This is a genomic window from Pseudokineococcus sp. 5B2Z-1 (genome assembly GCF_037482305.1).
Taxonomy (GTDB): Bacteria; Actinomycetota; Actinomycetes; order Actinomycetales; family Quadrisphaeraceae; genus Pseudokineococcus.
Genome location: NZ_JBBHZG010000002.1, coordinates 772,583 through 794,030 on the forward strand (window position 1 = coordinate 772,583; position 21,448 = coordinate 794,030).

Consider the following 21,448-nt stretch of genomic DNA (forward strand, 5'->3'; position numbering starts at 1 on the left):
GTGCACGGTCACGCTCGTGGACGTCGTCCGAGGCGCCTCCCGTCAGGCCGTGAGGCGCGGGTAGTCCGTGTAGCCCTCGGCGGTCGTGCCGTAGAAGGTCGAGGGGTCGGGCTCGTTCTCGTCGGCCCCCGCGCGCCAGCGCTCGACGAGGTCGGGGTTGGCGATGAGCGCGCGGCCGACGGCGACGGCGTCGGCGTGGGTCGCGTCCACGAGCGCGGANGCCGCGGCGCGCCGCGCGCTGCGCGCCCAGCCCGGCTGGGCCCCGAGCGCCAGCGCCGTCGCCACGGCCAGCGCGGCGGAGCCGGCGGCCAGGGACAGGGGCGGCCCGCCGAGGTCCACGAGCAGGCCGGCGGCGGCGGTGCCGGCGGCGCCCCCGGTCACGGTGGCCGTGGCCAGCCACGCCTGGCTCTCCCCGCGTCGCCCGTCGGGGGCGACGGAGTCCACGAGCGCCTGCTGGACGATGAGCGCGGGCGCGATGCACAGGCCCGTGAGGAAGAGGACCGGCAGCAGCAGGGGCAGCGGCGCCCCGGCGCCGACGACGACGGCCACGCCCGCCAGCCCGGCGGTGAAGGCCGCGAGCAGAGCCGGGAGGCGACGGCGCTCCTCGCCGGAGTGCGGCAGCAGGCCGTACAGCAGGCCGCCGAGGACGCTGCCGCCGGCGATCGAGGCCAGCAGCACCCCGAGCCGCGACTCGTCGCCGAGGACGGCGCGCGCCGTCGCGGCCATCGAGGTGTCCACGAAGCCGAAGGCCACCGCCATGGCCAGCCCGACGACGAGCACGGCGACGAGCGGCGGGGTGAGCACGCGCGAGGCGCGCCGCAGCGGGTCGGCGTCGACCAGCGTCGCCAGCGCGCCGTCGAGAGCGGCGGTGCGCTCCGGCGGCCGGCGGGCGGGCTCGGTCGCGGCGTACGCCAGCCCGCCGACGGCGTGGACGAGGGCCGTGACGAGCAGCGGCCCCGCGGGGGGCAGGTGCAGCAGGAGCGACAGCAGCAGCGGGCCGCCGACGAAGACGGCCTCCACGGCCGACGCGTCGAGCGCGTAGCCCGTGCGCCACAGCCGCTCCGGGAGGACGGCTCGCCACGACAGCCGCATGGCCGCGCTGACGGGCGGGGCGGTGGCGCCGGCGGCGACGACGAGCACGAGCAGCAGGGCGAGGGGGGCGAGGGCCTCGGCCGCGAGCGCGAAGGCGGCGAGGAGCGCGGCGCTGACGAGCACGGTCGGGGCGACGACGCGCGCCTGGCCGTGGCGGTCGATGAGGCGGCCCCACAGGGGCGAGCCGACGCCGATGCCGACGGCGTAGCCGGCCGTGACGAGGCCGGCGGCGGTGAACGACCCGCGCGTCTCCTCGACGAGCAGCAGGGTTCCGAAGGGCGCCATGGAGATCGGCAGCCGGGCCACCACGGCCGCGGCGAAGGGGCGCACGGCGGAGCCGGTGCGCAGGACCTCGAGGTAGGCCCCGAGGCCCCCGGCACCGCTCGTCACCCACCGACCCTACGAGGTCCGCGGGCGGCGCCCGCCCGCGTCGCCGCGCCGCCCCGGGGCTCCCGCCTCAGCCCCGCGCGTGGCCCTCGCCCGGGCGGGCGTCGAGGTGGAACCACACGACCTTGCCCCCGGGCGCCCGCCGGACGCCCCAGGCGGTGGCGAGCGCCTCCACGAGGGCGAGGCCACGGCCACCGGTGGCGGACGCCGACGCCGGCCGCGCCACCGGCTCGAGCTCGTCGGGCAGGTCGTCGGCCACCTCGACCCGGACGCCGCCGGGGGCGACGACCACGGCCATCGACGCGGCGCCGCCGCCGTGGACCAGGGCGTTGGTGACGAGCTCGCTGACGAGCAGCTCGGCGACGTCGGCGACGTCCTCGTGCCAGCCCGCACCGCCGCAGCAGCCGACGACGACGCGCCGCGCCCCGCGGACGTCCACGGGCGGGCAGCGGACGACGACCTCCCGGACCGGTGCTGCGTGCGCCACGGCGTCCCCCCGACCTCGCGGTCCCCTCCGGCGAGCATCCCCGCTCGCAGGGGGTCTTCGCGGCCGACGGCGCCGTGGATGGGGGCGGACCGGGCGCTGGTCCGGCCGGGTGGGCGCCCGGCGGAGGGCGCGGCGGGTCAGATCTTGGAGAGCCGCCGGTCGTTGCCGACGCGCACGGGACCCTGCGCGAAGCGGACGGTGACCGCGACGTCGCCCTCGGTCGACACCACGCGCCCGAGGCCGTGCACCTGGTGGTTGACCCGGTCGTCGACGGCGTACGTCTCGACCGGCGCCGCCACGCGCTCGGCGAAGGGGCTCGTCCTCAGGTGGCGCCGGGGCGCGGGGGTGGCCATGCCCCAGTGTCACCCGTCTTGAGTGCGTCGCGGCCCTCCCGTCGCCGCCGTCACGCAGCGTGAGTGGCCATCACAGCCGATCGCGCCCCGTCTCGTGGCGCCGGCACGGCGCGGACGCGGCCCTCGCGCGACGAGCGGTGGCACCATCGCTGCGGTGAGCAGCGACGCCGCGCGCACCACCGACGTCCCCGACGGGGCGGCGCCCCGCCGCCCGCCCCTGCGCGTCGCGGTCGTGGGCTCTGGCCCGGCCGGCGTGCACACCGCCGGCGCCCTCGTAGCCGCCGGTCTCGACCGCGGGGTGCGCGTCGACGTCCTCGAGCGGCTGCCGGTGCCCTTCGGCCTCGTCCGCTACGGCGTCTCCCCGGACCACCCCGACATGAAGGCGGTCACCGCGACGCTGGCCGAGGTCCTCGACCACCCCGACGTCCGGCTCGTGGCCAACGTGGAGGTGGGCCGCGACGTCACCCTCGAGGAGCTGCGGGCGGCCTACGACGCCGTCGTGCTGGCCACCGGCTCGAGCACCGACGCCCCGCTGGACCTCCCGGGCGCCGACCTGCCCGGCTGCTGGGGCGCGAGCGAGGTCGTGGCCTGGTACCAGGGGCACCCCGAGGCCCCGCGCCACTGGGACCTCTCGGCCCGCGAGGTGGCCGTGCTCGGCGTCGGCAACGTCGCGCTCGACGTCGCCCGCGTGCTCGCCCGCCCGGCCGAGGACCTCCTCGCCACCGAGGTCCCGGCCGCCGTGCACGCCGACCTGGCGGCCTCCCGCCTCACCGACGTCCACGTCGTCGGCCGCCGGGGGCCCGAGCACGCGCGCTTCTCGCCGCTGGAGCTGCGCGAGCTCGGCGCGGTCCCCGGCGTCGACGTCGTCGTCGACCCCGCCGACCTCGTCCTGGCGCCCGAGGCCGTCGACCACCTCGCCGGCGACCGCCGCGCCCGGCAGGTCGTGGACGCCCTCGCCTCGTTCGCCGAGCGGGGCACGACCGGCGCCCCGCGCCGGGTGCACCTGCGCTTCGCCCGCACCCCGGTGGAGGTGCTGGGCCGCGACGCCGGCCGCGTCACGGGTCTGCGCACCCGCCGGGCGCACGCGGGCGCGGCGGGCGTCGTCGAGGACCTCCCGGTGCAGGCGGTGTACCGCGCCGTCGGCTACCGCAGCCGGCCCCTCCCCGGCGCCCCCTTCGACGACCGGCGCGGCGTCGTGCCGAACGAGGACGGCCGGGTGCTCGCCTCCGACGGCGAGCCCGAGCGCGGCCTCTACGTCGTCGGGTGGCTCAAGACCGGGCCCGTCGGCCTCGTCGGCCACACCCGCAAGGACGCGCGCGCCACCGTCGCGAGCCTCCTGGAGGACGTCGCCCGCGAGCCGGCGGCCGCGGCCCCGCCCGCCGACCCCCTCGACCTCGTCGAGCGCCTGCGCGCCGGCGGGCTGCACGTCGTCGACCTCGACGGCTGGCGCAGCGTCGACGCGGCGGAGCTGCGCGCCGGTGCCGACGCCGGTCGCCCGCGGGTCAAGCTCGTCAGCCGCGAGGACATGCTCGCCGCCGCGCAGGGCGGGGTGGCGGGAAGGTCGCAGGCGGGGGCGCCGGGGAGCGCCGCGGGGGGACCGGCGGGAGGGGGTCCCTCGTGAGGGTGGCGGTCGTCGGCGGCACCGGGCGCGTCGGGCGGCCCCTCGTCGAGGCGCTGCGCCGGGGCGGGCACGACGTCGTCGTCGCGGCGCGCTCCACCGGCGCGGACGTCGTCACGGGCCGCGGCCTCGACGGGGCGCTGCGGGGCTGCGCGGCGGTCGTCGACGCGAGCGGTCCGTCGTGGCTGTCCACCCGCCGGGCCCGCGACCTCGAGGGCTTCTTCGCCGCGGCCGCCGACCGCGTCGGCGACGCCGCCGCCCGCGGCGGCGCCCAGCACCTCGTGGTGCTCTCGGCCGTCGGCGTCGACCGCCTGTCCGGCCCGCCGCTGCTGGCGGGCAAGCGCGCCCAGGAGGAGCGGGCGCGCCGCGCGCCGCTGCGCACGACCGTCGTCCGGGCGACGCCGCCCCACGAGGCCGGCGCCGACGTCGCCGCGCTCACCCGCCAGGGGGACGGCGCCGTGGTGCCCCCGCTGCTCGTGCAGCCGCTCGCCGTCGCCGACCTCGCCGCCGAGCTCGCCCGCGTCGCCGTCGGCCCGCCGCGGGGCCTGCTCGAGGTGGCGGGCCCGAGCACCGAGGACCTGGTCGACATGGCGCGGCGGACCCTGTCGGCGCGGCGCGAGCCCCTCGAGCTGCGCGCGAGCTGGCGCGGCACGCCCTTCGGCGTCGAGGCCGCCGGCGAGGTGCTGCTGCCCGGCCCCGGAGCGGTCCTGACGCCCACCACCTTCGACAGCTGGCTGCTCGACGCGTGGGTGCCGGCGTGACCCGCCGCGCCCCGAGCCGCCCGCCCCACCTGCCCGACGACCCGACCGGACCGGCCCCCCGGAGGACGCCATGACCGCCGAGCCCCGCACGAGCAGCTTCGCCTCGCCCTCCGACGGGCTGGCCGTCGCGACCTACCGCTGGGAGCCCGTGGACGGCCCGGCGCGGGGCGTCGTGCAGGTCGCGCACGGGCTCGCCGAGCACGGGCGCCGCTACGCGCGCCTCGCCGGGGCGCTCGTCGACGCCGGCTTCGTCGTCGTGGCGTGCGACCACCGCGGGCACGGCGCCTCGACGTCGGAGCAGGTGCCGCTCGGCTCCTTCGGCGCGGCGGGCGCCGCGGGCTTCGTGGGCGACGTCGTGCGCCTCGGCGAGCTGCTGCGGGACGAGCACCCCGACCTGCCGCGCTTCCTCCTCGGCCACTCCCTGGGCTCGATGGCCGCGCAGAACGCCCTCCTCGACCACGACGAGCTGTGGGCGGGGGTGGTGCTGTCCGGCTCGACCGCCGTCGACGGGCTCGTGGAGGTCGTCAGCGCCCTGCCGCCGGACGCCGGCCTCGAGGGCTTCAACGCGCCCTTCCCCTCCCGCACCGGCTTCGAGTGGCTGAGCCGCGACGAGGCCGAGGTGGACGCGTACGTGGCCGACCCCCTGTGCGGCTTCGCCACCGAGGACGCCGTCCTCGGGGGCGTGCTCGCGACGGCGGGCCGGACGTCGGACCCCGAGGCGCTCGCCGGCGTCCGCGACGACCTCCCCGTCCTCGTCGTCAGCGGCGACGAGGACCCGGTCGGCGGGCCCGGCGGGGCGCTCGTCCGCCGCCTCGCGGAGCGCTACCGCGACGCCGGCCTGCGCGACGTCACCCTCGAGCTGCGCCACGGCGCCCGGCACGAGGTCTTCAACGAGACCGACCGCGACGCGACGACGGCCCTCGTCGTCGACTGGCTGCAGCAGCGCGCCGCGGCGCAGGGGTAGGCGGGCGCACGGGGAAGGGGGCGCGGGGGAGGGGGCGCGGGCGGGGGCGCGCGAGGGCGGGGCGGGCGGAGGAGAGGACGCGCCGTCGCTCAAGTCGCGGGCGCGGGCGCCGACGGGAGAGGACGAGCCACCGCCCCGCGCCCCGGGGCGCCCCGCCGACCCCGCAGGAGCCCCCGTGCCGCACCGCCTCGTGACCCGCAGCGACTTCGACGGCCTCGTCTGCGCGGTCCTGCTGCGCCAGATCGGCCTCGTCGACGAGATCACCTTCGTCCACCCCAAGGACGTCCAGGACGGCGTCGTCGAGATCACCGAGCGCGACGTCCTGACGAACCTGCCGTACGCCCCCCGCGCGCACCTCGTCGTCGACCACCACCACTCCGAGACCCTGCGCCTGGACGGCGAGCGCGCCAACCACGTCATCGACGCGGGCGCCCCCTCGGCGGCCCGCGTCGTCTACGACCACTTCGGCGGCGCCGAGCGCTTCCCCGACGTCTCGCCCGAGCTCATGGACGCCGTCGACCGCGCCGACTCGGCGGCCTACGGCATCGACGAGGTCCTCGACCCCCGCGGCTGGACGCTGCTCAACGTCCTCATGGACAGCCGCACCGGGCTCGGCCGCTTCCGCGAGTTCCGCGTGTCCAACTACCAGCTGATGATGCAGCTCGTCGACGCCTGCAGCGCCCACCAGGACGTCGAGGAGATCCTCGCCCTGCCCGACGTCGCCGAGCGCGTCGAGCTGTACCGCTCCCAGCAGGCCCTCTTCGAGGAGCAGCTGCGCCGCTGCAGCACCCAGCGCGGCGACGTCGTCGTCGTCGACCTGCGCGGCGAGGACGTCATCCACGCCGGCAACCGCTTCGTCGTCTACGCCCTCTTCCCGACGGCGCGGGTCTCGGTCCACGTGCTGTGGGGCCGCGAGAAGCTCAACACCGTGCTGGCGGTGGGGAAGTCGATCGTCGACCGCACCTCGTTAGTCGACGTCGGCGCGGTCTGCCTGCGCCACGGCGGCGGCGGCCACCAGGCGGCCGGCACCTGCCAGGTGGCGCACGAGGACGCCGAGCGCGTGCTCGCCGAGGTGGTCGACGCCGTCGGGACCGAGCGGGGGGCGCTCGTCGCCGGCTGACACCGCGCGCGCAGCGGCTCCGGAGGGGCGGAGGCGGCGGCGGGCGGCCACCTCCGCCCGGCACGTCAGCCGCTGGCAGGATCCGCGCCCATGAGCACGACGACGGCCAGTCCCCTGCGGCCCCGGGTCACGACGGCCCCCGACGGCGCCGGCCCGGGCCCCGGTCCGGCGCCGTGGTGGGCCAGCGCGGTCGTCTACCAGGTCTACCCGCGGTCCTTCGCGGACTCCGACGGCGACGGGGTGGGGGACCTGCGCGGCATCACCTCGCGCCTGGACCACCTCGTCGACCTCGGCGTCGACGTCGTCTGGCTCTCGCCCGTCTACGCCTCGCCGCAGGACGACAACGGCTACGACATCAGCGACTACCGGGCCGTGGACCCGACCTTCGGGACGCTCGAGGACCTCGAGGAGCTGACCGACGCCCTGCACGCGCGCGGCATGAAGCTCGTCATGGACCTCGTGGTCAACCACACGAGCGACGAGCACCCGTGGTTCGTCGAGTCCCGCACCTCGCCGTCGAGCGCGAAGCGCGACTGGTACTGGTGGCGCGGCCCGCGCGAGGGCATGGAGGGCGGGGCCCCCGGCGCCGAGCCGACGAACTGGCGGTCGGCGTTCTCCGGCCCGGCGTGGAGCCTCGACGAGGCCAGCGGCGAGTACTACCTGCACCTCTTCTCCCGCAAGCAGCCGGACCTCAACTGGGAGAACCCGGACGTGCGGGCGGCGGTGCACGAGATGATGCGGTGGTGGCTCGACCGCGGGGTCGACGGCTTCCGCATGGACGTCATCAACATGGTGAGCAAGGACGTCGCGGCGGACGGCTCGCTGCCGGACGGGCGCGACGCCGACCCCCGCACCGGCCTGGCCGGGGGCGGCGAGCACTACCTGTGCGGGCCGCGCATCCACGAGTACCTCGCCGAGATGCACGCCGAGGTCTTCGCCGGGCGCCCGGAGGCGCTGCTGACGGTGGGGGAGATGCCGGGCGTCACGGTCGCCGACGCGCAGCGCTTCACCGACCCCGCGAGCGCGGAGGTCGACATGGTCTTCCAGTTCGAGCACGTCGACCTCGACCACGACGGCAGCAAGTGGCACCCCGTGCCCCTGGACCTGCTCGCGCTCAAGGCCTCCTCCGGGCGCTGGCAGGCGGGCCTGGCCGAGCGGGGGTGGAACAGCCTGTACTGGAACAACCACGACCAGCCCCGGATCGTGTCGCGGTGGGGCGACGACTCCCCGGAGCACCGCGCGGCGTCGGCGCGGTGCCTGGGCACGCTGCTGCACCTGCACCGGGGGACGCCGTACGTCTACCAGGGCGAGGAGATCGGGATGGCGAACTTCCCGTGGGCCTCGGCCGAGCAGCTGCGCGACATCGAGAGCGTCAACCACCTCGCCGAGGAGGTCGGCCACGGCGGCGACCCGGCCGAGGTGCTCTCCCGGGTGGCCGTCTCCAGCCGGGACAACGCGCGGACGCCCGTGCAGTGGGACGCCTCGCCGTCGGCGGGCTTCACGACCGGCGAGCCGTGGATCGCCGTCAACCCCGACCACGCCCGCGGGTGGACCGTCGCCGACCAGGCCGACGACCCGACGTCGGTGCTGGCGCACTACCGGCGCCTGGTGGCGCTGCGCCACGACTGGCCCGTGGTCGCGCTCGGCGACTTCACGATGCTCGTCCCCGAGCACGAGCAGGTGTACGCCTTCACCCGCCGCCTCGAGGGGGAGGGCCCGGACGGGGCGCCCGCGGCCGACGAGCTGCTCGTCGTCGCCAACGTCGGGTCCTCGCCGGTGGACCTGACCGACCTCCTCCCCGAGGCCGTCGCCGGGCCCGGGCGCGACCTCGAGCTCGTCCTCGGCACCGTGCCCGGCGACGGAGGGGGCGACGACGCCGACGTCGCCGCCGACCCCGTGCTCGCCCCCTGGGAGGCCCGCGTCCTGCGCCGGGGCTGATCCCTGCGCCGGGTCCCCACCCGGACGACGGCTCGGCCCTCGGTCCGGCGGACCCCCGCGCCCCGGGGCGCCGCGGCTGGCAGCATCGGGGCATGGCGAGCAGGCCACCCGGCGACGCGGCCGGCGGGCGCGACGACGGGCGCCGCCCGGGAGCGGAGGGCGCGGGCGGCCCCCGGGGCGGCCCGGACGGCGTGGACGACCCCTGGGGCGTCCCGTCGGTCGTCCACCTGCGCGCCGCGGGTGCCAGCCTCCTGCTGCTCACGGACGCCCCCGGCGCGCCGCGGGTCCTGCACTGGGGCGGCGACCTCGGGGACCTGTCCGTCGACGAGACCGAGGCGCTGGCGCTCGCGGCCTCCTCCGACCGCGCCGACGGGCACCCGCCGGGCTCGCCCGTCCTCCTCGCCGCCGGTCCGGCGGGCGCCACGGGGCCCGCCGCCGTGGACCCCGACCCGGACGTCGGCCGGGGCACGGGCCCGGGCGGGGGCCCGGAGGTCGGTGGGGGCCTGCGCGTGGTCCCGGCGGAGCGGGAGCCGGCCCCCGTGCGGCGCTCGGCGTCGCTGGGCGTCGCCGGTGACGGGACGCAGCGGCTCGTCGTGAGCTCGGAGGACCCGGTGCTCGGGGTGGCCGTCGAGGTGGTGCTGGGGCTCGACGCCGTCGGGGTGCTCCACCTCGGTGCGACCGCGCACGTGCTGCCCGGGTCCGCGGTGCGGCTGCGCGGCCTGCACCTGCGCCTGCCCGTCCCCGCCGCGGGGCGCCAGGTCCTCGTCGACGTCGGGGGTCGCCTGCGCCCCGAGCGCTCGCTGCGGCCCAGCGCCGGGGCTCCCGCGACGACCGGGCGCGGGGGCGACGCCGTCGTCGTGCAGACCGCCGGGAGCCTCGCCCTCGAGCTGTGGGCCATGGCGTCCTCCGCCGGTCGCGGGGCCCGGCTCGACGGCTCGGGCGCGCCGCCCGTCGTGCGGGCCGACCGCCGCCCGGGCGGCCACGTCGAGCTCGTCGGCGGCACCGACGCGTCGTCGGAGGGCGGGGTGCTGCGCTGGGCGACGCCCGCGCTCGTCGCCGCCCACGGCGACTCCTGGCCGAGCGTGCGCCGGCGCCTGGACGCCGCCGTCCGCGCCCGCTGACCCCTGCCGCGGCTCGGCAGGCGCTGGTCGGGACGGAGCGCTGGTCCGAGCGGGTGAGACCGGGGGCGCCGGACGGGTGAGCGCTGCAGGCGGCCCTGGCGCCCGTCGACGCAGCGTGCACGCGGGGGACGGCCCCGCCCCACCCGTCGGAGGCCGACGTGACCTCTCCCGCCCGGATCCCGAGCCCCCGTGAGCCCCACGTGCTCGACGCGCTCATCGCCCACGCGCGGGCGGACCAGCTCGCCCGGCCGCGGGCCGCGCGGGTGCTGGCCGACGTCATCGACCGGCTCCTCGACGAGCGCCTGGCGGCCGTCGGCCCGGCCGCCCGTCCCTGACCTGCCGACTCCGCCCTCGGCGCCCGCGGGCGCCCGCGCGGCGCCGTGCCTAGCGTGGCGGCCATGGACGTCAGCCAGCTGCTGCAGGAGGTGCTGGGCCGCGCGAGCGCCCTCGCGCCCACGGTCGTCGACGGTCTCTCCGAGGAGGACCTGGCGCGGGCGCCGCAGCCGGGGGCGAACACCGTCGCCTGGCTGGTGTGGCACCAGGCGCGGGTCATGGACGACCACCTCGCGGACGCCGCCGGGCTCGAGCAGGTCTGGACGTCGCCGGTGGACGGCGGCGGGGAGGCCTGGGCCGACCGGCTGGCGCTGGACCTGCCCCGCGAGGACACCGGCTACGGCCACACCGCCGACGAGGTCGCGCGCGTCCGGGCGAGCGCGGAGGACCTCGCCGGCTACGCCCGCGCCGTGGGGGAGCGCGCCGACGCCGTCGTCGCCGGGCTGGGCGAGCAGGACCTCGACCGCGTCGTGGACGAGGGGTGGGACCCGCCCGTCACCTACGGCGTGCGCCTGGCCAGCGTCGCCTCCGACTGCCTGCAGCACCTCGGGCAGGCCTCCTACGTGCGGGGCCTCCTCGGCCGCTGACGGCGGGCGCGGGACCACCCCGCCCCCCCCCCCCCCCCCCCCCCCCCCCCCCCCCCCCCCGGCCCGCTCAGCCCGCTCAGCCCGTCCGGGCCGGCGGTCGGCGGGGACGGGCAGCCGCCACCGCAGCCGCAGGGTCAGCAGGCGCAGCGCCACGACGAGGGCGACGCCGGCCCCGGCGGCCACGAGCCCGTAGACCTGCAGGTGCCAGGTGACGGCGACGAGGAGCGCCCCGGCCAGGGCCGCCAGCGCGTAGAACTGCCCGTCCGAGAGCACGAGCGGCACCTCGCGGAGCAGCACGTCGCGGATGACGCCCCCGCCCACGCCCGTCAGCACCCCGAGCAGGCATGCGGACGGCGGCGCCAGGCCGGCCGCGAGGGCCGTCGCCGTCCCCGAGACGGAGAAGAAGCCGAGGCCGAAGGCGTCCGCCACACGCACCGAGCGCCGCAGGCGGGCGAGCCGGGGGTGCAGCCACCAGGCGAGGCCCGCGGCCGCCGTCGGCACCGCCAGGTACCTCCAGTCCTGGAGCGCCAGAGGCGGTTCCGTGCCCAGGAGGACGTCGCGCACGAGCCCTCCGCCGATCGAGGAGACCATCGCGACGACGACGAGGCCGATGACGTCGAAGCGGGCGCGGACGGCGGCCAGCGCGCCGGCGAGGGCGAACACGAAGACGCCCGACAGGTCGAGGACGAGCGAGAGCACGGTCGCGTCCACGCCGCGAGGCTAGGGGCCGTCCGCCGGGGCGCGTCGTCGCCGCCGGGATCGCCCGGGTCCGCGGTGCGCCGCCGCGGAGGCCGTGGCACTGTCCCTGGCATGCGCGTCCGCCACCTCGCTCCCGCCGCACCGCTGCTCCTCCTGCTCGCCGCGTGCAGCGCGTCCACCGAGACGGGGACGGAGACCGACCCCGAGATCATCTCCCAGGCCCCCGAGTACGACGTGGTCGAGGAGGACGGCACCGACATCACCGTCGAGGTGCCGGAGACGCCCGTCGAGCTCGGTGTCCAGTCCCTCGTCGCGGACCTGCAGGAGGACCGCACCGACGACGGGGTCTACATGCTCACCGTGCTCTGCGCGGGCAGCGAGGAGCAGGCCGCCACGGCCGAGTGGGCCCAGGGCGAGCAGGCCGTCGAGGAGTCGTCCATCGCCGAGGGTGACATCGAGGTCGACGTGGCGCCGGACGTCACCTGCGAGCCCGCCTCCTGAGGAGCTCTCCTCGAGCGCCCCTGCAGCACCAGCACCAGCACCCCACCCGTCCTCACCGCCGAGGAGCCCGAAGTGCCCGACGCCGTCATCGTCTCCCTGGCCCGCTCTCCCATCGGCCGCGCCGGCAAGGGCGCCCTGGCGGGGACGCGGGCCGACGACCTCACCGCCCAGGTGGTGCGCGCGGCGCTGGAGGCGGTGCCGCAGCTCGACCCCCGCTCGGTCGACGACCTCCTCGTGGGCTGCGGCATGCCCGGCGGCGAGCAGGGCTTCAACCTCGCCCGCGTCGTCGCCGTCCTCCTCGGCCTCGACGAGGTCCCCGGCGCCACGGTGACGCGCTACTGCTCCTCGAGCCTGCAGACGACGCGGATGGCGATGCACGCGATCCGCGCCGGAGAGGCCGACGTCGTGGTCTCGGCCGGCGTCGAGGTGGTCAGCCGCTTCGGCCGCGGCTCGAGCGACGCGCCCCCCGCCGACGCCCCTGCGGCGACGCCCGGCGGGGCGAACCCGTGGACCAACCCGCGGTTCGAGGAGGCCCGGGCGCGCACCGCCGAGCGGGCCGCCGGCGGCGCGCCGACGTGGCGCGACCCCCGCGAGGACGGCCTGCTGCCGGACGCGTACGTCGCCATGGGGCACACGGCCGAGAACGTCGCCCAGCGCTGGGGGGTCAGCCGCGAGGAGCAGGACGCCTACGCGCTGCGCTCGCAGCAGCGCGCGGCCGCCGCCACGGCCTCCGGCTTCTGGGCGCGCGACACCACGCCCGTCGTGCTGCCGGACGGCTCGGTCATGGACGCCGACGAGTCCCCGCGGCCCGGGACGACGGCGGAGGCGCTCGCCGGGCTCCAGCCCGTCTTCCGCCCCGACGGCACCGTCACGGCCGGCAACTGCTGCCCCCTCAACGACGGTGCGGCCGCCCTCGTCGTCATGAGCGACGTCCGGGCGCGCGAGCTGGACGTCACGCCGCTGGCGCGGGTGGTCTCGACCGGCGTCTCGGCGCTGTCGCCCGAGGTCATGGGCATGGGTCCGGTCGAGGCCAGCCGCCGCGCGCTCGCCCTCGCGGGCCTCTCGGTGGGCGACCTCGACCTCGTCGAGCTGAACGAGGCCTTCGCGGCCCAGGTGGTGCCCGCCGCCCGCGAGCTGGGCGTCGACGAGGACCGCCTCAACGTCCACGGCGGGGCCATCGCCGTCGGCCACCCCTTCGGCATGACGGGCGCGCGGATGACCTCGACGCTCGTCCACGGGCTGCAGGAGCGGGACGGGACCCTCGGCCTCGAGACGATGTGCGTCGGCGGCGGCCAGGGCATGGCGATGGTGGTCGAGCGCCTGTCCTGAGGCCCGCTCGCTCCTCCGGTCCGTACGGCTGGGCCGGGACTACGCGGGCCCGGCGTCGAGCACGAGCGCGGCGAGCCCGCGCAGCGTCGTCGTGCGCGCCCGCTCGCCGGGAGGACCCTCACCGAGGCGGTCGAGGTGGACCGCCCGCAGGCCCGCCGCGCGGGCGGCCAGGACGTCGAGGGCGTGGTCGTCGCCGACCGAGACGACCTGCGCCGGAGACCGTCCGAGGCGCTCGCACGCGAGGGTGAAGACGCGGGGGTCCGGCTTGGCGACGCCCAGGGCCTCCGCGGTGAGCAGGGGGCCCACGCGCCCGGAGAGCCCCAGCCGGGCCAGCTTCGCCCGCTGCTGCTCCTCGACGCCGTTGGTCAGCACGGCCGTCGCCAGCCCGGCGCCGGCGAGCTCGGCCAGGGCGTCCTCGACGTCGTCGAAGGCCGTCCAGGCCGCCTCGTACGCCTCGAGGTAGCCCGCGAAGACGGCGTCGAGGGCGGCGTCGCCGCCGACGGGCAGCCCGAGCAGCGGCAGCACGTCGCGCAGCCGGCGACGGCGCTGCTCGGCGAAGGACGCCGTCCCGTCGCGCCAGGCGGGGAGGTGCCGGCGCTCGGCGGCCAGCCACGCCCCGAGCAGGTCCGCGGGCGCCCGCGGGGGCGCCAGCCGGGCGGTCCAGGCCCGCAGCGCGCGCTCGACCGACCCGCGGTGGTCGAGCAGCGTGCCGTCGAGGTCGAGGAGGACGAGGAGGTGCGCCACCGGGCGCAGCCTGCCGCCCCGCCCCGCCTCCCTCCAGCCGCCCGGATGCCGGGCCGCCGCCCCGCGCCGCGCCGCGACCTGGTGGGATGCCCTGCCGTGACCTCCTTCGACGACGTGCTCGCCGCGAACGCCGAGCACGCACGCACCTACACGGACACCGGCATGGCCGGGCGCGCGGCTCGGGGCCTCGGCCTCGTGATGTGCATGGACTCGCGCATCTCGCCGCTGGACATGCTCGGCCTGCAGCCCGGCGACGCCAAGATCCTCCGCAACGCCGGTGCCCGCGTGACGGGCGACGTGCTGCGCACGCTCGTCCTCGCCACCCACCTGCTCGGGGTGGAGCGCGTCCTCGTCGTCGCGCACACCGACTGCCGCATGACGAAGGCCACCGACGAGCAGGTGCACGCGACCATCGCCGAGAGCGCCGGGCTCGACACCCGCAGCCTCGAGTTCCGCACCATCCCCGACCAGCGGGCGACCCTCGAGCACGACGTCCAGCGCATCCGCAGCTCGCCCTACCTGCCGGCGGGGCTGCCCGTCGCCGGGTGCGTCTACGACGTCCGCTCCGGCCGGCTCGACGTCCTCGTCCCCGAGGCCTGACCCCCGCGCGCCCGGCCACCGCCCCCGCCGGCCCGGCCCCGGGGCCGCTCCTGCGCCCCGTCGGGGCAACCCGCTGGGCCGCGCGGGGCGGCCAGGTCACGGTCTGGCCCGCAGGGGCGCGCGGGAGGGGGGCCCTGCGGTAGACCTGTCCCCGTGGCGCTCGTCGTGGAGACCCCGGCCGACCTCCTGCAGCACGTGGGGGAGGACCTCGGCGCGAGCCGGTGGCACGAGGTGGTGCAGCCGGAGGTCGACGCCTTCGCCCGCGCCACCCACGACGAGCAGTGGATCCACGTCGACGCCGAGCGGGCGGCCGCGGGCCCCTTCGGCGCGACGATCGTCCACGGCTACATGACCCTGTCGCTCGTCGTGCCGCTGAGCCACGACCTGCTGCGGGTCGAGCGCTCCACCATGGTGCTCAACTACGGCCTCGACCGCGTCCGCTTCCCCGCCCCGCTGCCCGTCGGGTCCCGCCTGCGGCTCACCGGCACCCTCGCCGCGGCGACCGAGGTGGACGGCGGGGTGCAGGTGGTGCTCTCCCTGCTCGGGGAGCGCGAGGGCGGCGAGCGGCCCGTGCTGGCAGCGGACGTCGTCTTCCGGCACCTGGCCTGAGGCGCCGGCGCCCGTGACGCAGCCGTCCCCGCCATGACGCCGCCGTACGGGCCGGACCGCCCCGGGGGACCCGCCGACGCCGCCGGGCCGCCGCCGTCGTGGGCGCTGCTCGACGTCGCCACCGCGCTGGTCGGCGCGACGACCCGCGCCGAGGTGGTGCAGCGGGTCCTGCGGGCCGGCCTGCGGACGACGGGGGCCACCGGCGGGGCCGTGCTGCTGGGCGGGCCGGGGGAGGAGGCGCCCGCGCTGCGGTGGTCGGCGCCCGGCGCCGCGCCGGAGACCCTCGACCTCGGTGCCGCCCCGCCGCCGGACGGCGACCTGCCCGAGTGCGCCAGCGCGCGCACCGGCCGGGTGGTCGCCGCCGTGACCGCGGCCGAGGTCGCCCGCCGCTTCCCCCGCGTCGCCGCCGAGGGGGCCGCCGTGGCCGCCGTCCCGCTGCGGGTGCGGGGAGCGGTCCTGGGGGCTCTGCGGGCCACGTGGACCGCTCCGCCGCCCGACGAGGCCGCCGTGCTCCTCGAGGCGCTCGGCGCCCTGGCCGCGCAGGCGCTCGCCCGCGTGGCGGCCGACGAGCAGCGCGACCGGGCGCTCGCGGACGTCGAGGACGCGCGGGCGCGCCTCGGCGTCCTCTCCGAGGTCGGGCGCGTCCTCGCCGCCGCCACGAGCACCGGCGGCGAGGGGACGACGGCGTGGGCGGACGCCCCGCTGGCCGACTCCGAGGTGCTCGAGACCGCCGCCGTGGACCGCTCGGTGGGCGAGCTGGCGCGCCTCGTCGTCCCCGCGCTCGCCGACTGGTGCCTCGTGCTGCTCGTGGACGAGCACGGTCGCTGGCGCGAGGGCGGCGCGGCCCACCGCGACCCCGCCCGCTCCGGCGAGGTGGCCGCCCTGGGCCGCGCCACCGTCCGGGGCCGCGGCGTGGGGGCGGCCCTGAGCGACCCGGTGCGCTCGCGGCGCCCGCTCGTCGTCGAGCGGATGACGGAGGAGGTGCTGCGGGCCGCCCTGCCCGACGCGGCGACCGCCGCGGCCTTCCGCGCGCTGGAGCCGCACGGCACCGTCGTGCTGCCGCTCGGCGTCCGCGGGCGCACCGTCGGGTCGATGCTCCTCGTGACGACCGGCGAGCGCGGGGCGCACACCGCCGCCGAGGTGGAGACGGCGACGGAGGTGGCGCGCCGCGCCGGGGCCGCCCTCGACGCCGCGGCCCTCTTCCGCGCGCAGAAGCGGCTCGCGGAGGGCCTGCAGCGCAGCATGCTCACCCCGCCGCCGCGCCTGGAGCGGCTCGAGGTGGCGGTGCGCTACGAGCCGTCGGCGCGCCGCGTCGAGGTGGGCGGGGACTGGTACGACGTCCTCGTCCAGCCCACGGGCTCGCCGGTCGTCGTCATCGGCGACGTCATGGGCCACGACGTCGAGGCCGCGGCCGCCATGGGCCAGCTGCGGAGCCTGCTGCGGGGGATCGCGTACACGACGGACGAGCCGCCGGACGCCGTCCTCGCGCGGACCGACGCCGCGATGGCGGGCCTGGGCCTCGCCACGACGGCGACCGCGCTGGTCGGTCGCCTCGACGACCTCGGGCCACGGGGGTGGCGGCTCGTGTGGTCCAACGCCGGCCACCCCCCGCCCGTCGTGCTCCGCGCGGGCGGGCGCGCGGAGGTCCCCGCGACGACCCACGACCTGCTCCTCGGCGTCCGGCCGACGACGCAGCGCAACCCCGTCTCGACCGTCCTCGCCCCCGGCGACGTCCTCGTCCTGTGCACCGACGGCCTCCTCGAGCGGCGCGACCAGGGCCTCGACGTCGGGCAGGCGCGGCTGCTGGAGACGCTCTCGGGCCTCCCCGCCGACGTCCGCGGCTCCGCGCAGCGGCTCTGCGACGTCGTGCTGGACGCCTGCGCGCCGGGCCCGCGGGAGGACGACGTGGCGCTGGTGGCCGTGCGGATCCTCTAACGCCGGACGACGGGGCGGCTCGCCCTCGCCCGCCACGAGGCCGATGAGCGCTCGCCACCGCGGGGGTCTGCACGGGCATGGCGATGACGACGAGAGTGCTCAGCGTGTCCCTGCGGGTGGCCGACCAGGACCGGGCGCTGGCCTTCTTCACCGAGGTGCTGGGCTGCGAGGTGCGCGTCGACGAGGAGGCGTGGCCGGGGGCGCGCTACGTGGAGGTGGTGCCCCCGGGCTCCTCGGTGGGACTGGTCCTGCTGCCGCCCGACAGCCCGCTGCCGATGGCCGTGCGTCTCGGCACGACGGACGCCGCCGCGGCGCACGCCCGTCTCGCCGGCACGCCGGGGGTGGTGCTCCACAACCCGGAGGTGCTGCGCTGGGACGGCGTCCCGCCGATGTTCCACGTCGAGGACCCGGACGGCAACGGGCTCGTCTACCTCGAGGAGGACAGACCTGCCTGAGCCCGCCGAGCGGCGTCGGCGCTCCGCGTCCTACCGCTCCAGGACGAGCATCCGCCCGGCCCCGCGCTGGAACTCGTGGGCGACGGCCCGGACCCGCGCGCGGACGCCGTCGCGCCGGAGGTCGGCGACCACGCCCTCCAGGAGAACGGGCAGCGCGTGCCCGCTCGCGTCGAGCAGCGGGTAGACGCGCACCTGCCGGCGGGCCACGCGGAGCATCTCGCGCAGCGCCGCGAGGTGGGCCGCGGCGTCGAGGCGGTCGGCGTACGTGAAGAGGAGGTGCGAGGAGAGCACGAGGTCGACCTCGCCCTCGGCCATCGGCAGGTGCGGCAGGGACGCGGCCACGTAGCGGTCCGGCTCGGCGCGGAGGTGGGCGACGAAGGCGGCCGCGGACGCGGCGCGGCGGCGCGTGAGGACCTCGGGGTCGCCGTGGTCGTCCCAGCGGTAGGCGCCGGAGCGGGCGCTCATCCAGGCCCGGCCCCTCTCCAGCTCCTCGCGCAGCTGCGCCGCGAGGTCGTCGACGGGCCGGGCGTAGACCGGGTCGACGGCGCGGGCGTCGACACCCGCGGCGCGGGCCGTGGCCGTGAAGCTCGACCCGCCTCCCGGGCAGTCGAGGACCCCACCCTCCAGGTCGGCGTCCGAGAGGGCGAACATCGCCCGGTACTCCTCGGCGTCGCGCGAGCTGACGAGGTAGTCGCCGAAGGCGCCGGCGTCGGGGGCGCTCACGCGGTGCCGCCGCCCGCCCTGACCCGTGCGCCCCTCATCCCTGCGCGGGAGGCGCCTCGGCGAGGACGGCGACGTCCTCGCGCCCGCGCCCGCCGTCGGCCACGGCGCGCAGGCGCTCGCGGACCGGCTCGAGCGCGCCGGGCAGCGCGCCGCCGTCCGCGGCGAGGTCCAGGTCCTTGAGGGCCAGCTCGGCGGGGAAGCCCGCCGGGTAGTCGCCGCTCGTCATCATCGCGGCCTTGCCGAGGGCGTAGGGCATGCCGAGGGGACCGCCGTCGAGGACCTCGCGCAGCGCCCCGGGGTCGGTGCCGAGCCGCTCGGCCAGCGCCAGGGCGTCGGCCATGACGGCCGTCGCCCCCGTCATCCACGCGTTGACGACGAGCTTCAGCGCGCTCGCCTCCTCGGCCTCGCCCACGTGCTGCACGCGCTGGCCGAGGTCGTCGAGCACGGGGCGCGCCCGGTCCAGCACCGCGGCGTCGCCGGCCACGAGCCACGTCAGGGCGCCGCGGCGGGCCGGGTCCGTGCTGCCCGACACCGGGGCGTCGAGGAAGGCGGCACCGGCCGCGTCCGCCTGCGCGCGCAGCTCCCCGGCGGCGCGGGGGCCGACCGTGCTGGCCTGCACCCACACCGGCCCGTCGCCGCCGTCGCCGAGCAGCGGGAGGAAGCGGCCGGCGACGTCGGCGACCGCGTCGCCGTCGCGCAGGACCGTCAGCACCACCGCCGCGCCGTCCACGGCCTCCGCCAGCTCCGCCACCGCCCGGACCCCGTCCGCGCCGTCGGCCGCCCGCGCGGCGCGCTCCGGGGAGCGGTTCCACAGCCGGACGTCGTGGCCCTGCTCGCCGAGGCGCGCGGCCATGGCGGCGCCGAGGAGCCCGGCGCCCAGGACGGCGACGGGTGCGGGGGAGGGGGCGGCTTCGCTCATGGTCCGATCCTCGCCCCCGCCGCGAGCCGGCGCCCGCGGTGCCTCAGGCGTGCCGGGCGCCCTCGTGGGCGGCGTGCCCCGCCGGCTCGAGCTGGAAGGTCGAGTGCTCGACGTCGAAGTGGTCGGCCAGGCACGCGCCCAGGGCGTCGAGGACCCGCCCCGAGCCCGCGCGGTCGAGGGCGTCCTCGGCGACGACGACGTGCGCCGACATGACGGGCAGGCCGCCGGTGAGGGTCCACACGTGGACGTCGTGGACGTCGAGCACGCCCTCGGCGGACAGCACGTGCGCGCGGACGTCCTCGAGGTCCACCCCCCGCGGCGTCGACTCGAGGAGGACGTCGAGGGTGTCCCGCAGCAGGGCCAGGGCCCGGGGGACGACGAGGAGCCCGATGCCGAGCGAGACGACGGCGTCGGCGCGCACCCAGCCGGTGAGCGCGACGACGAGGGCGGCCACGACGACGGCCACCGAGCCCAGCAGGTCGGCCAGGACCTCCAGGTAGGCGCCGCGCACGTTGAGGCTCTCCCCGGAGCCGGCGTGCAGGAGCCGCAGCCCCACGACGTTGACGGCGAGCCCGGCGAGGGCGACGACGAGCATCGGCCCCGCCGCGACCGGCTGGGGGTCGAGCAGGCGGCGCACGCCCTCGACGAGGACGAAGGCCGCCACCCCGAGGAGCAGCAGCGCGTTGGCGGCGGCGGCCAGGACCTCGGCGCGCGCCAGCCCGAAGGAGCGCCGCCCGGTGGCGGGGCGGGCGGCGAGCACGGACGCCACGAGCGCCAGCCCGAGGCCCGAGGCGTCGGTGAGCATGTGCCCCGCGTCGGCGAGCAGCGCGAGCGACCCCGACACGAGCGCGCCGACGACCTCGGCGACCATGACGACGAGCGTCATGACGAGGACGGCCGTCAGCCGCCCGCGGTGCCGTCCGGTCGCCGTCGCGTGCCCGTGGTCGTGCCCCATGCCCCCATGGTGGCCGACGGCCCTCCCGGCCACGGGACGGCGGCGGACCGCCGGGTCAGACGGCGCGCAGCAGCGGCGCCTCGTGCTCGGCGTCGACGCCGCCGTCGCCCGGCACGGTGCGACGCAGCGCCGCGTAGACGGCGTCCGGGGTGAGGACGCCGAGGAAGCGGTCGCCGTCGAGGACGGGCAGCCAGCCCGCGTCGTGCTGGACGAGCTCGGAGAGGGCGCGGCGCAGGTAGTCACCGACCTGGACCGTCTCGTCGAAGCGGCGCGCGACCTCCTCGACGCGCGCGTCGGGCGGGCACTCCTCGAGGGCGCGCGCGCCGACCCAGCCGCGCAGGTCGCCCGCGTCGTCGACGACGACGGCGTACGGCTCCGGGGCGCCGTCGATGGCGCGGCGGGCGTCCGCCGCGCGGTCGGCGAGCCGGACGACGGGCGGGTGCACGAGGTCGTCCTCCTCCACCGGCTGCACGGCGAGGCGGCGCAGGCCGCGGTCGCTGCCGACGAAGTCGGCGACGAACTGGTTGGCCGGCGCCCCGAGGACGGTGGCGGGCTCGGCGAGCTGCTCGAGCCGGCCGCCCTCGCTGAAGACGGCGATGCGGTCGGCCAGCCGGACGGCCTCGTCGATGTCGTGGGTGACGAAGAGCACGGTCTTGTGCAGCTCGGACTGGATGCGCCGGAACTCGCCCTGCAGGCGGTCGCGGGCGATGGGGTCGACGGCGCCGAACGGCTCGTCCATGAGGAGGACGTCGGGGTCGGCCGCCAGCCCGCGCGCCACGCCGATGCGCTGCTGCTGGCCCCCGGAGAGCTCGTGCGGGTAGCGGTCGGCGTAGGTGCTCGCCGGCAGTCCCACCAGGTCGAGCATCTCCGCGGTCCGCTCGCGACGGCGGGCCTTGTCCCAGCCGAGCAGGCGGGGCACGGTGGCGACGTTGTCGCCGACGGTGAGGTGCGGGAACAGGCCGACCTGCTGGATGACGTAGCCGATGCGGCGGCGCAGCTCGACCGCGCTGACGTCGGTGACGTCGTCGCCGTCGAGGACGATGCGCCCGCTCGTCGGCTCGATGAGCCGGTTGACCATCCGCAGCGTCGTCGACTTGCCGCACCCCGAGGGACCGACGAGGGCGACGAGCTCGCCGCGGCCGACCTCCATGTCGAGGGAGTCCACCGCGACGGTGCCGTCGGGGTAGCGCTTGCCCAGGCCGTCGAGCCGGATCATGG

22 protein-coding genes and 1 pseudogene are annotated in these 21,448 nt (G+C 78.2%); 14 read left to right on the top strand and 9 right to left on the bottom strand.

Annotated elements, in window-relative coordinates:
- Positions 1–42: 42 nt before the first annotated feature.
- The 3 genes from WDV85_RS07620 to WDV85_RS07630 form a co-directional block, all read right to left on the bottom strand.
- Positions 43–1,482 (bottom strand): MFS transporter, encoded by a 1,440-nt coding sequence (locus WDV85_RS07620; protein WP_339570061.1) that lies wholly within the window; start codon positions 1,480–1,482, stop codon positions 43–45.
- 67 nt (positions 1,483–1,549) lie between these two features.
- Positions 1,550–1,966 carry an ATP-binding protein gene (locus WDV85_RS07625; RefSeq protein WP_339570062.1) on the bottom strand — a complete coding sequence of 139 codons (417 nt, stop codon included), beginning with the start codon at positions 1,964–1,966 and terminating at the stop codon, positions 1,550–1,552.
- A 137-nt stretch (positions 1,967–2,103) separates the two neighbouring features.
- Complete coding sequence (locus tag WDV85_RS07630) at positions 2,104–2,319, bottom strand: hypothetical protein (protein ID WP_339570063.1); 216 nt, start codon at positions 2,317–2,319, stop codon at positions 2,104–2,106.
- A gap of 154 nt (positions 2,320–2,473) precedes the next feature.
- Between WDV85_RS07630 and WDV85_RS07635 the strand changes: the two genes are divergently transcribed.
- From WDV85_RS07635 to WDV85_RS07670, 8 genes are all read left to right on the top strand, one after another.
- Positions 2,474–3,940, top strand: a complete 1,467-nt coding sequence (locus WDV85_RS07635; RefSeq protein ID WP_339570064.1) for an FAD-dependent oxidoreductase — start codon at positions 2,474–2,476, stop codon at positions 3,938–3,940.
- Positions 3,937–4,698 carry an SDR family oxidoreductase gene (locus tag WDV85_RS07640; protein ID WP_339570065.1) on the top strand — a complete coding sequence of 254 codons (762 nt, stop codon included), beginning with the start codon at positions 3,937–3,939 and terminating at the stop codon, positions 4,696–4,698. The genes WDV85_RS07635 and WDV85_RS07640 overlap by 4 nt, the downstream gene beginning before the upstream one ends.
- A 70-nt stretch (positions 4,699–4,768) precedes the next feature.
- Positions 4,769–5,662, top strand: a complete 894-nt coding sequence (locus tag WDV85_RS07645) for an alpha/beta hydrolase (protein ID WP_339570066.1) — start codon at positions 4,769–4,771, stop codon at positions 5,660–5,662.
- Positions 5,663–5,837: 175 nt separating this feature from the next.
- Complete coding sequence (locus tag WDV85_RS07650; RefSeq protein ID WP_339570067.1) at positions 5,838–6,782, top strand: exopolyphosphatase; 945 nt, start codon at positions 5,838–5,840, stop codon at positions 6,780–6,782.
- A gap of 90 nt (positions 6,783–6,872) precedes the next feature.
- A complete protein-coding gene (locus WDV85_RS07655; protein ID WP_339570068.1) occupies positions 6,873–8,720 on the top strand; it encodes a glycoside hydrolase family 13 protein in 1,848 nt (615 codons plus the stop codon).
- A 92-nt stretch (positions 8,721–8,812) separates the two neighbouring features.
- Positions 8,813–9,841: a hypothetical protein gene (locus WDV85_RS07660; protein WP_339570069.1), complete on the top strand. Its 1,029-nt coding sequence runs from the start codon at positions 8,813–8,815 to the stop codon at positions 9,839–9,841.
- A gap of 158 nt (positions 9,842–9,999) precedes the next feature.
- The gene (locus WDV85_RS07665; protein WP_339570070.1) at positions 10,000–10,176 is read left to right on the top strand and encodes a hypothetical protein; all 177 of its coding nucleotides are present in this window, start codon (positions 10,000–10,002) and stop codon (positions 10,174–10,176) included.
- A gap of 63 nt (positions 10,177–10,239) precedes the next feature.
- Positions 10,240–10,761: a mycothiol transferase gene (locus WDV85_RS07670; RefSeq protein ID WP_339570071.1), complete on the top strand. Its 522-nt coding sequence runs from the start codon at positions 10,240–10,242 to the stop codon at positions 10,759–10,761.
- A 216-nt stretch (positions 10,762–10,977) separates the two neighbouring features.
- Here the strand turns inward: WDV85_RS07670 and WDV85_RS17100 are convergent.
- Positions 10,978–11,472 (bottom strand): annotated as a pseudogene (locus WDV85_RS17100) (trimeric intracellular cation channel family protein); the annotation flags it as partial.
- Between the two features lie 99 nt (positions 11,473–11,571).
- Here WDV85_RS17100 and WDV85_RS07675 point away from each other — a divergent pair.
- Both WDV85_RS07675 and WDV85_RS07680 read left to right on the top strand, forming a co-directional pair.
- Entirely contained in the window at positions 11,572–11,961 is a 390-nt protein-coding gene (locus tag WDV85_RS07675) for a hypothetical protein (RefSeq protein WP_339570072.1), read from the top strand.
- 72 nt (positions 11,962–12,033) lie between these two features.
- On the top strand, positions 12,034–13,290 hold the full coding sequence (locus tag WDV85_RS07680; protein WP_339570073.1) for an acetyl-CoA C-acetyltransferase: 1,257 nt from the start codon (positions 12,034–12,036) through the stop codon (positions 13,288–13,290).
- Positions 13,291–13,329: 39 nt separating this feature from the next.
- On the opposite strand, the gene WDV85_RS07685 is transcribed toward WDV85_RS07680, so the two are convergent.
- Positions 13,330–14,034 (bottom strand): HAD family hydrolase, encoded by a 705-nt coding sequence (locus WDV85_RS07685; RefSeq protein WP_339570074.1) that lies wholly within the window; start codon positions 14,032–14,034, stop codon positions 13,330–13,332.
- Between the two features lie 45 nt (positions 14,035–14,079).
- Here WDV85_RS07685 and WDV85_RS07690 point away from each other — a divergent pair, with 45 nt between their 5' ends.
- From WDV85_RS07690 to WDV85_RS07705, 4 genes are all read left to right on the top strand, one after another.
- Positions 14,080–14,634: a beta-class carbonic anhydrase gene (locus WDV85_RS07690; RefSeq protein WP_445263214.1), complete on the top strand. Its 555-nt coding sequence runs from the start codon at positions 14,080–14,082 to the stop codon at positions 14,632–14,634.
- A 153-nt stretch (positions 14,635–14,787) separates the two neighbouring features.
- Positions 14,788–15,243, top strand: a complete 456-nt coding sequence (locus WDV85_RS07695; RefSeq protein WP_339570075.1) for a MaoC family dehydratase — start codon at positions 14,788–14,790, stop codon at positions 15,241–15,243.
- 33 nt (positions 15,244–15,276) lie between these two features.
- A complete protein-coding gene (locus WDV85_RS07700) occupies positions 15,277–17,178 on the top strand; it encodes a PP2C family protein-serine/threonine phosphatase (RefSeq protein ID WP_339570076.1) in 1,902 nt (633 codons plus the stop codon).
- 83 nt (positions 17,179–17,261) lie between these two features.
- Positions 17,262–17,633 carry a VOC family protein gene (locus tag WDV85_RS07705; RefSeq protein WP_339570077.1) on the top strand — a complete coding sequence of 124 codons (372 nt, stop codon included), beginning with the start codon at positions 17,262–17,264 and terminating at the stop codon, positions 17,631–17,633.
- Positions 17,634–17,663: 30 nt separating this feature from the next.
- On the opposite strand, the gene WDV85_RS07710 is transcribed toward WDV85_RS07705, so the two are convergent.
- Genes WDV85_RS07710 through WDV85_RS07725 form a run of 4 tightly spaced genes read right to left on the bottom strand, consistent with a single transcriptional unit; the run spans position 17,664 to position 21,446 of the window.
- Positions 17,664–18,356: a hypothetical protein gene (locus WDV85_RS07710; RefSeq protein WP_339570078.1), complete on the bottom strand. Its 693-nt coding sequence runs from the start codon at positions 18,354–18,356 to the stop codon at positions 17,664–17,666.
- A gap of 34 nt (positions 18,357–18,390) precedes the next feature.
- Entirely contained in the window at positions 18,391–19,275 is an 885-nt protein-coding gene (locus WDV85_RS07715; protein WP_339570079.1) for an NAD(P)-dependent oxidoreductase, read from the bottom strand.
- Between the two features lie 43 nt (positions 19,276–19,318).
- Positions 19,319–20,230, bottom strand: coding sequence for a cation diffusion facilitator family transporter (locus WDV85_RS07720; RefSeq protein WP_339570080.1), 912 nt, complete (start codon positions 20,228–20,230; stop codon positions 19,319–19,321).
- 55 nt (positions 20,231–20,285) lie between these two features.
- Entirely contained in the window at positions 20,286–21,446 is a 1,161-nt protein-coding gene (locus WDV85_RS07725) for an ABC transporter ATP-binding protein (RefSeq protein WP_339570081.1), read from the bottom strand.
- Positions 21,447–21,448: the final 2 nt, after the last annotated feature.